We start from the raw sequence: 9,512 nt of genomic DNA, 5'->3' as shown, positions 1-9,512 counted from the left end.
GCCGCGACGCAAAGGCGCCGCGGCCTTTAAATTTCAAAAAGGGCGAATCGGCGCGGAGACACGAAGGCCATGTTGTCGGATTTTTTGCAAACGGCCTTCGTCACGCTTCTCGTCACGCTGGATCCGCCCGGGCTCGCACCAATCTTCATCGCCCTGACTCTGGGGATGACCTCGAAGGAAAAGAAGGAGGTGGCGCTCCGTGCCGCGATCATCGCCTTTGCCATTCTTCTGGTCTTCGCGATCGGCGGCGCGGCGCTGATGAAGGCGCTGGGCATTTCGCTGCCCGCCTTCCGAATCGCCGGCGGCCTCTTGCTGTTCTACACGGCCTTTCAGATGGTCTTCGCCGAGCGGGGACAACGCAAGAGGGAACTCGCGGACGATGCGGTAGCGATCGACCACGTCCGCAACCTCGCCGCCTTCCCGCTCGCCATCCCGCTGATGAGCGGCCCGGGCTCGATCACCGCAGTCATCCTTCTCGCGGGAAAGGCCAGCGGCAATTGGGAAGCGCAGACCAGCCTCGTGCTCGTCATTCTTATCGTGATCGTGCTTTGCTACCTGACATTTCTGCTCGCGGAACGCATCGCGCGGCTCTTCGGAGCCACTGGCACTCTGGTGCTTGGCCGGATGCTCGGCGTGGTGCTCGCGGCGCTTGCGGCGCAATTCGTTATCGATGGGATACAGGCGATCGTCGGCTGAGCGGGATCTACCGGCTCGCGAGATAGGTCAGCCAGTTGCGATAGAGGCCGTCAGAGGATGCGCGCCAAGTCTTGGCCGGATGCACATCGTCGAGCAGATTCGCCAATTCCCGATGCGGATGGCGGCTTTGCCGCGTGGCCACGCGCTCGGCAAAGGCCGCGAGATGCTTCCCCGTGAGTGGATCGAAATAGTCTTCCGGCGTCTGCGGGAAACTCGCCCGCTCGCCGCGCAAATAGCGCACCACATCGCGTCGATATTCGCGCAAGAGCGAATCCGCATCGTATTCCGGATGGCCCTGCAGAAAGACGAATAGACTTTCCTGCTGCCTTACGAACATGTCCGCGCCGAAGCGCGGCGAAGAAGTCAAAATCCGGTAACCGTGCGCGGAAAGCTCTTCGGCCGCGAGATCGTTGAGCCGCGAATGCGGAATACGCAATTCCGGCCCGAGCCCCTCAAGCAGCGGATCCTGCGCAACGACGGCACAATCGAAAACGCCGGAGAGCTTCCGGCCGAACGGCACGCGGCTGATGCCGTCGAGGTGCAGCACCGCGGCATGCGCCGCGAGGCAAGAGAAGATCGTCGAACGGGTATTTATCGCCGCCCAATCGATGACGCGCGTGAGACCGGGCCAATAGACCTCGTCCGCGAGCGAGGCGGTCTTCGGCTCGCAGCCGGTGATGATGAGCCCATCGAGCTTTTCGTGCCCGAGTGCGCCGATATCGCAGTAATGCGCCGCGATATGCTGCGCGGCGCCCTCGCCACGCGCAATTCCGTCAAGCGCATAAAAGCGCAGACGCACAGGCAGCGCGCCCGCGGCCTGGACGATCAAATCCTTGAACTGGCGTTCCGTCGCCAGCAGCGAGGCGTCGGGCATGTTGTTGACAACGCCGATCTCAAGACATTTCGCCGCCACCGGACCTTCGACATCGCGAGATCGCGACTCCGCCGCCTCACTGATAGACTGGGGCGCAGTCAGGGCGGCCTCGTGCCCGCGATCTGTCACTCGGCCGCCTCGTTGTCTTTCGGCGCGGACGCGGCAACCGCCAGAGCCTGGTCGAGGTCTTCGATAATGTCGCTCGCGTGCTCGATACCGACACTTATCCGGATCATCTCCGGCCTGACGCCCGCCTTGATCTGCTCATCGGCCGTCATCTGGCGATGCGTCGTCGAGGCGGGATGGCAGGCGAGCGATTTCGTATCGCCGATATTGACGAGCCGCTTGATGAGTCCCAGCGCGTCGTAGAAGCGCTTGCTCGCCGCAAAGCCGCCCTTCACGCCGAAAGTCAGCAGGGAGGATGCCTGACCGCCGAGATATTTTTGAGCGAGCGCGTGATAGGGGCTGTCCGGGAACCCGGCATAATTAACCCAGGCGACGCGGGGATCGTCGCGCAGAAACTGTGCGACCTTGCGCGCGTTCTCGACGTGACGTTCGATACGCAGCGCGACGGTTTCGATGCCCTGCAGCAGCAGGAAGGCGCTATGCGGCGAGAGCACCGCGCCCGTCGTGCGCTGATAGACGCTGCGGCAGCGCTCGATATAAGCGCGCGGGCCGAAGTGCTCCGTATAGACAAGACCGTGATAAGAGACGTCCGGCGTATTAAACATCGGGAATCGCGTTGCCGAGTCGCGCCACGGGAAATTGCCCGAATCGACAACGGCGCCGCCGAGCGTCGTGCCATGACCGCCCATGAATTTCGTCAGGGAATGGATGACAATATCCGCGCCATGTTCGATCGGGCGCCACAGGATCGGGGTCGCGACCGTATTGTCGACGACAAGCGGCACCCCATGACGATGCGCCACCTTCGCCAGAGCTTCGATGTCGCAAATATTCCCGGCCGGGTTGCCGATCGTCTCGCAGAAGACAGCGCGGGTCTCGTCATCGATCAGCCGCTCGATCGCGTCGGCGGCGTCGCTGTCCGCGAAACGGACGTGAATCCCCTGCCGCGGCAGGACATGCGACAGCAGAGTATGCGAGGTTCCATAAAGCTGCGGCACGGACACGATATTGCCGCCGCAATCGGCGAGGTTGACAATGGCGAAATGCAGCGCCGCCTGTCCGCTTGCCACGGCCAGCGCCGCGACGCCGCCCTCAAGCGCGGCGACACGTTTCTCCAGCACATCGACGGTCGGATTGTTGATGCGGCTGTAACGGAAGCCATCGATCTCGAGATTGAACAGCGCCGCGCCGTGATCGGCACTGTCGAACTCGTAGGAAACCGTCTGATAGATCGGCACCGCGACCGCCTTGGTCGTCGGTTCCGAGGTATAGCCGGTGTGAATGGCGATGGTTTCCGGCCGCAAGGTTCTGGTTTTCGGCATTTGCGAGCTCAAATCAAAGCTTCCGTTTCATTCCGGGACGGCAACGTTTTAGAATGACCCCGGCGTCTTCGCACGCCGCGCGCAAAGAGCCAGCGCGCAGGAACCGTGCCGGTCAACCATAGGAGCAGAGGCGCTAAGAACCGCTTAGCCTTTGGCGTAACTTCTACGCTATATTCCAAGCGCTTCTTAACCTTCAAGCTCAAGGACTTTTTTGTGGCCGGGCCGGGTGTGCGCGATACCTTTTCAGCGTCAAAGGCGTGGCTGCGCGCGCTTGAGTTGACCGCGCGTATTGAGCGCGAGCCGCAGCGCACCTTGCCCATTGTGATCGACGAATTGGCCGCGCAATTTGGTGAGGCGCCTGCCCTGCTCTCGGATCGCGGCACCCTCAGCTTCAAGGCTCTTGCCGCGCGCATGAATGCCGTCGCGCGCTGGGCTTTGGCGCAAAACCTTGATGGCAAGACCGTCGGCTTGCTGATGACCAACCAGCCGGATTACCTGACCATCTGGCTCGGCATCACGCGCGCCGGCGGCAGCGTCGCGCTCCTCAACACAAACCTGCGCGGTGCCCCGCTGTCGCATTGCATCGCCATTGCCGAATCGCGGCACATCATCGTCTCGGCCTCGCTGCACGAAGGTCTCGAGGCTGCGCTCGGCCAAGCGAAACTCGCAGCCCAAGTTTGGATTCACGAGACGGACCTCGACGTCGCGTTGAAAAGTTTCGCGACGACGCCATTGCCAGCCGCAGAGCATCCCGGACCGCGTCTTTCGGACCGGGCGCTGTGCATTTACACCTCCGGCACGACGGGCCCGCCGAAAGCGGCCAATATCAGCCATCGCCGCATCATGACCTGGAGCTATTGGTTCGCCGGGATTTTGAACACGTCGGCCAACGACAGGATGATGAATTGCCTGCCGATGTATCACAGTGTCGGTGGCATCGTCGCGATCGGCAGCGTGCTCGTCAGCGGTGGCGCGGTCGTCTTGCAGGAGAAATTCTCCGTGCACCGTTTTTGGGATGATGTCGTGCGTTGGGACTGCACGCTGTTCCAATATATCGGCGAACTCTGCCGCTATCTGCTGAAGGTGCCAGAGAATCCCCACGAGCGCGCCCATCGCTTGCGGCTCGCCTGCGGCAACGGCCTTCGCGCCGATGTCTGGCGGCCGTTTCAGGAGCGTTTCCGCATCCCGCACATCATCGAATTCTATGCCGCGACCGAAGGGACGTTCTCACTCATCAACGTCGAGGGAGAGCCCGGCGCCATCGGCCGCGTTCCGCCCTTTCTCGCGCACCGCTTTCCCTCCGCGATCGTGAAGTTCGATGTGACGCATGGCGAGCCGTTGCGCGATGAAAACGGCTTCTGCATCCCCTCCGCGGCGGGCGAGGCTGGCGAGGCCATCGGCCAGATTGCGGCAAGGGACACGACGGGCGCACGCTTCGAGGGCTATACGAGCGCCGCCGACAGCGAGGCGAAAGTCCTCCGCAATGTGTTCGCCGAGGGTGATGCTTGGTTTCGCACTGGCGATCTGATGCGCAAGGATGCGCGCGGCTTTTATTATTTCGTCGATCGGATCGGCGATACCTTCCGCTGGAAAGGTGAGAACGTCTCGACCTTCGAGGTCGCTGAAGCACTGGCCGCCTGCCCGGGCGTCGTCGAGGCGACAGCCTATGGGGTCCTCGTGCCGGGTGCCGATGGCCGCGCGGGCATGGCGGCGCTCGTCCTCGACGCGGCGTTCGATCTCGCCGCCTTTCATGCGCATGTGCAGGAACATCTGCCGCCCTATGCACGGCCTCTGTTTCTGCGCATCTGCGAGACGATCGAGACCACGGAAACCTTCAAGCAGAAGCGAGCACAGCTCGCACGCGACGGGTTCAACCCCACAGAAATTCGGGACGTGCTCTATTTCGACACGGGGGACGCCTATGTTCCGCTCGATGCAAGCTTGTTCGCGCACATCGCGGCGGGAAAGCTGCGCTTATAGACGCGCCAGCCAGGTGGCCAGTTCTGCGCCGATCTCCGGCACGGCTTTCCGCGCATAAGGAATGACGCTCCCCAGCGCGTAGAAAAGATGCGGCATGGCGGCGTGACAAGTGTGATGCACCTCAACGCTCGCCGCCCTCAACTTCTCCGCATAGGCCGCGCCTTCGTCGCGCAGCGGATCGCATTGCGCCGTATGCAGAAACGTCGGCGGCAGATGCGCAAATTCCGACGCGCGAAGCGGCGATACGCATGGGTCCGAAACCGGCACATGGCCCGCTGTGTAGAGCATCGCGTCATGGTCGAGCGTCGCCTGGTCGAGGATCGGCGATTGGAACAAGCGGCTCGATTGCATCTGCCCGGCGAAGTCAAAGATCGGGCAAAGCAGAAGCTGAAAGGCGAGCTTCGACGTCTGGCGTGCATTCCATTGCGCCGCTGCGACAGCGGCAAGCGTCGCACCGGCGGAATCACCGCCGATGCCGATCCTGCTCACACCGTGCTGATCGGCGTTGGCGAATGTCCAAATCAGCGCCGCGCGGGCATCGTCCACCGCCGCCGGAAACGGGTTTTCCGGCGCGAGACGATAGTCGACAGCGAAAATGGCACAGCGGCTTGCGGCCGCGAGCGCCCGGCACAAGGCATCATGCGTCCCGAGGTCGCCTGCGACGAGGCCGCCGCCGTGGAAGAAGACGAGCGCCGTGGTCGCTTCCCCGTCTGGCCAATAGGCGCGAATCCGGGGGTTGCGGGCGCCCGTCTCGACCGCACGGATTTCCGGCCCCGGGCCGCCAAGGCGCATCAAGCCCGCGAAAGCGGCGCGCCGCTCTGCGATCGAGAGCGAAGCCGCATCGCCGCCCTGAAGCGCGAGCATATCGATCAGACGCCTGGCATAGGGATCGAGCAAATCCGTCACAAACTGTTATCCCTGCCGCAGGCAATCTTTCCGCGCGCGACGATAAAGTGGCAAAATGAGTATTGCCTTAAAAATCCCGGCAGAGTCATAAGCTTGGTCATAAGCCCGACCGCGAAACTATCCGAAGGTTTTCCTCGTGCGCAACCAAGTTGGCTCCGCTCCGACCAAGACGTGGACGTTCTTTGAAGACGATTGGCACGAGGGCAACGTCGCCATCATGGGGCCGCGAACCCACGGCGCCTGGCTCGGCTCGGTCGTCTTCGACGGTGCCCGCGCCTTCGAGGGCACGACGCCTGATCTCGACCGGCATTTTGTCCGCGTCAACGTCTCGGCGGAACGCTTTCTGCTGAAACCCGTGGTGCCGATCGAAACCTGGCTTGGCCTCGCGCGCGAGGGCCTCAAACGGTTCGATCCCACTGCCGCGCTCTATATCCGCCCCATGTATTGGGCCGAACTCGGCACGACCGGTGGCGGTGTGCGCTTCGACCCCGAGTCGACCCGCTGGTGCCTCTGCATCTATGAAGCGCCGATGCCGGCGCCGAACGGCCTTTCAGTTACGCTGTCGCCCTTCCGCCGTCCGACCCTCGAATGCGCACCGGTCGACGCGAAAGCAAGCTGCAACTATCCAAACAATGCCCGCGCGCTGATCGAAGCCTATCGGCGCGGCTTCGACAATTGCCTGATGCGCGACATGCTCGGCACGATTGCCGAGCTCGGCAATGCCAATGTCTTCATGGCCAAGGATGGTGTCGTCTACACTCCGGCGCCGAATGGCACATTCCTCGACGGCATCACGCGGCAGAGAGTCATCGCTCTGTTGCGCGGCGACGGCGTGTCGGTGGTCGAGAAAACGCTGAACTATGCCGATTTCGAACAGGCCGACGAGATTTTCTCGACCGGCAATTTCTCGAAGGTCATCCCGATCATCAGAATTGACGGCCGCCAGTTGCAACCTGGGCCGTTCTTCCAAAGGGCGCGCGAGCTTTATTGGGCTTTCGCCCACAATGGCTAGAACCGCGCCCGCGCCTGCTCGCGAATATGCGTCAAAGTCGTCGCCGGGGTCACGGCATCGACATCGATCTTGAGATGGATGATGGCCGGCACGCCCGCCTCACGCGCGGCTTTGAACGCCTCCGGAAAATCCTCCGTCCGCTCCACCGTCACGCCGAACCCGCCGAAGGCACACGCATAAGCGGCGAAATCCGGATTGCGGAGATCTGTACCCACGACACGCCCGGGAAATTCGCGCTCCTGATGCATGCGGATGGTGCCATAGCTCGCATTGTCGCAGACGATGAAGACGATGGGCAGATTATATTGCACGGCGGTCGCGAACTCCTGCCCATTCATCAGGAAATCGCCGTCGCCTGCGAGCGAAAGCACGAGGCGCTCCGGCCTCAGGAGCTTCATCGCCACGGCAGCGGGCACGCCATAGCCCATCGACCCTGACGCCGGCGCGACATGCGTGCCGAAGCGGCGGAAGCGATAAAAGCGGTGAACCCAGGCCGCGTAATTGCCGGCGCCATTGCACAGGATCGTGTCAATCGGCAGGGCCTCGCGCAGCCAGACCATGATCGCGCCGAGATTGACGCTACCCGGCTGCGGGGTCGCCACGTCCGTCCAGGCGAGATAGTCGCGATGGAGAGTTTCCGTGAGGCTACGCCAGGCAATGTGCTTCGGCGTTGCCAGCGCGCCGAGCGCCGCGCAGAACCGTGTCGGCGTGGCATTGATGGCAAGATGCGGACGATAGACACGGCCGAGCTCTTCGACGCCCGGATGCACATGGACGAGCATTTTCGGTGCGGGAATATCGAAGAGCCGGTAGCCCTGGCTCGGAATATCGCCCAGCCGCCCGCCGAGCGCGACGATGAGATCGGCCGATTTGATTGCGGCGACCAATTTAGGATTTGGCCCGATGCCGAGATCGCCCGCATAGCTCGGATGCAGCGGGTCGAAGAGTGGCAGGCGGCGATAACTCGTTACGACCGGAATATCGAAGCGCGCCGCGAAATCATGGATGGTCTGATAGGCCGCCTCGTTCCAGCGGCTGCCGCCGAGTATGAAGAGCGGCCGCTCGGCGCGCAGCAGAATGTTCCGGAATTGCGCGATTTCCGCCTCGCCCGGCGCGATCTCGACTGGGGCGAACGGCGGCGCGTCCACGACATTGATCTTTTCGTCGAGCATGTCGCGCGGCAGACCAAGGACCACGGGCCCCGGCCGTCCGGCCGTCGCCGCATAAAATGCGCGCGAGACGAGTTCCGGCACGCGCCGCGCATCATCGATCTCGCTCGTCCATTTGGTCATGCTGCCGAAGACGGCACGCAGATCCAGCTCCTGAAATGCCTCGCGTTCGCGAAACCCACGCTCGACCTGACCGACGAACATGAGGAGCGGCGTCGAATCCTGCTGGGCGATGTGGATGCCATGCGTCGCATTGGTGGCACCCGGCCCGCGCGTGACGAAGCAGACGCCCGGCCGTCCCGTCGCCTTGCCGATGGCTTCCGCCATCATCGCAGCGCCGCCTTCCTGCCTGCAGATGATGACCTTGATGGGGCTGTCGCGCAGCGCATCCAGCACGGGCAGAAAGCTTTCGCCGGGCACGCAAAACGCATGTGTGACGCCATTGCCGACCAGTTGGTCGACCAGAACCTGTGCGGCGCTACGCGATGTCATGACCCGAACACTGCAAGTTCGCTATAGGCGAGATCGCCAAACCGCGGCGGCTTCGCGCCCCTGAAGTATTTGCGGCCCAGCCTTTCGGTATAGAAGCCACGCAGCCCCGGAATCGTGCCGTCGGCGTCGAGCAGAACCGCGACGATGCCCCGCCAGAGCAGAAATCGGCCGAGCGCACCGACGCAAGCGATGAAATCCGCCATATCGCGGCAATAGAGGAGCCGCGCGCAGGGGAGCCGAATACGGCCGGCGCGGATGCTGAAGCCGGTAAAGATGAAAGGCAGATCGCCGCCCGGCGTATGGCAGACGAGGCTGAGGCAACCGAAAGCCGCGTGATCGGCGAGGAGCTGCCGTTCGTCGTCGGATAGCCCCGCGTAATTCGCTGCCGATGAGAATTGCGCGACGGAGACGCCGCGGCTAGTCGGTTCGAGCGCCGGAAAAGCCACGAATTGACCGGCGGCATAGCGTTTGAACCCTTGCGCTTCCACGATCGGCCAGGTTGGCGGCGCCGGCGAAATGTTGATGTAAGTGACGTCGCGGCGCTTGAGCGCGATAGAGATCAATAGCGACGCATAAGGACGGAAGGCCGGCACAACATACCAGCTCGAGAGATTGCAGCGCACGGACTCCACCGCATCGCCGCTCAGATGGTACAGGGTCAGGATCACGCCGACCGGCACCCTGCCACTCTCCATGATGAGGCCGAAGCGCGGATAGCCGGCAGGAACGTCCAGCGCCGCCATACGCGCGAACCCTTGCGTCCAGTAAGATGCGCGACGGCCGGGGAAGCCGCGCATCAGCAGATCGACAACAGCGCCGAGATCAGCTTCGCCAATTTCGCGGCAGCGCAGAGCCGTCGGGCGCACCGGCGATAACGCGTTCACCATGAAGGCCCTAGCTAATTGTATCGTCTTTGAATTTAATGTATCTGGCAA

At 62.8% G+C, this 9,512-nt stretch carries 8 protein-coding genes; 3 read left to right on the top strand and 5 right to left on the bottom strand.

The window, feature by feature from the left end; translation table 11 throughout:
• Positions 1-69 precede the first annotated feature (69 nt).
• Entirely contained in the window at positions 70-696 is a 627-nt protein-coding gene (locus CWB41_RS08345) for a MarC family protein (protein ID WP_115834722.1), read from the top strand.
• 7 nt (positions 697-703) lie between these two features.
• On the opposite strand, the gene metA is transcribed toward CWB41_RS08345, so the two are convergent.
• Positions 704-1,609: a homoserine O-succinyltransferase MetA gene (gene metA, locus CWB41_RS08340; RefSeq protein WP_245411094.1), complete on the bottom strand. Its 906-nt coding sequence runs from the start codon at positions 1,607-1,609 to the stop codon at positions 704-706.
• Between the two features lie 86 nt (positions 1,610-1,695).
• Entirely contained in the window at positions 1,696-3,000 is a 1,305-nt protein-coding gene (locus CWB41_RS08335; protein WP_115835440.1) for an O-acetylhomoserine aminocarboxypropyltransferase/cysteine synthase family protein, read from the bottom strand.
• 294 nt (positions 3,001-3,294) lie between these two features.
• Here CWB41_RS08335 and CWB41_RS08330 point away from each other — a divergent pair, with 294 nt between their 5' ends.
• Positions 3,295-4,998 carry a long-chain-acyl-CoA synthetase gene (locus CWB41_RS08330; protein ID WP_245441013.1) on the top strand — a complete coding sequence of 568 codons (1,704 nt, stop codon included), beginning with the start codon at positions 3,295-3,297 and terminating at the stop codon, positions 4,996-4,998.
• Here CWB41_RS08330 and CWB41_RS08325 read toward each other — a convergent pair.
• Complete coding sequence (locus tag CWB41_RS08325) at positions 4,993-5,904, bottom strand: alpha/beta hydrolase (RefSeq protein WP_115834725.1); 912 nt, start codon at positions 5,902-5,904, stop codon at positions 4,993-4,995. The two genes, CWB41_RS08330 and CWB41_RS08325, sit on opposite strands and share 6 nt — an antisense overlap.
• A gap of 217 nt (positions 5,905-6,121) precedes the next feature.
• On the opposite strand from CWB41_RS08325, the gene CWB41_RS08320 reads away from it, so the two are divergent.
• Positions 6,122-6,916, top strand: a complete 795-nt coding sequence (locus tag CWB41_RS08320) for a branched-chain amino acid aminotransferase (RefSeq protein WP_245411156.1) — start codon at positions 6,122-6,124, stop codon at positions 6,914-6,916.
• On the opposite strand, the gene CWB41_RS08315 is transcribed toward CWB41_RS08320, so the two are convergent.
• Together CWB41_RS08315 and CWB41_RS08310 are read right to left on the bottom strand one after the other, a co-directional pair.
• Positions 6,913-8,577 (bottom strand): thiamine pyrophosphate-binding protein, encoded by a 1,665-nt coding sequence (locus tag CWB41_RS08315; protein ID WP_115834727.1) that lies wholly within the window; start codon positions 8,575-8,577, stop codon positions 6,913-6,915. The two genes, CWB41_RS08320 and CWB41_RS08315, sit on opposite strands and share 4 nt — an antisense overlap.
• Positions 8,574-9,464 (bottom strand): acyl-CoA acyltransferase, encoded by an 891-nt coding sequence (locus tag CWB41_RS08310; RefSeq protein WP_245441012.1) that lies wholly within the window; start codon positions 9,462-9,464, stop codon positions 8,574-8,576. The genes CWB41_RS08315 and CWB41_RS08310 overlap by 4 nt, the downstream gene beginning before the upstream one ends.
• Positions 9,465-9,512 lie beyond the last annotated feature (48 nt).

Source organism: Methylovirgula ligni (assembly GCF_004135935.1).
GTDB classification, from domain to species: Bacteria; Pseudomonadota; Alphaproteobacteria; order Rhizobiales; family Beijerinckiaceae; genus Methylovirgula; species Methylovirgula ligni.
This window is presented reverse-complemented; position numbering and strand designations above follow the sequence as displayed.

Bases quoted from the DNA above. Each gene is read 5' to 3' on its own strand.
- CWB41_RS08345 (WP_115834722.1), top strand. From the start codon at position 70: ATGTTGTCGGATTTTTTGCAAACGGCCTTCGTCACGCTTCTCGTCACG.
- CWB41_RS08320 (WP_245411156.1), top strand. From the start codon at position 6,122: ATGGGGCCGCGAACCCACGGCGCCTGGCTCGGCTCGGTCGTCTTCGAC.
- CWB41_RS08315 (WP_115834727.1), bottom strand. From the start codon at position 8,577: ATGACATCGCGTAGCGCCGCACAGGTTCTGGTCGACCAACTGGTCGGC.
- CWB41_RS08310 (WP_245441012.1), bottom strand. From the start codon at position 9,464: ATGGTGAACGCGTTATCGCCGGTGCGCCCGACGGCTCTGCGCTGCCGC.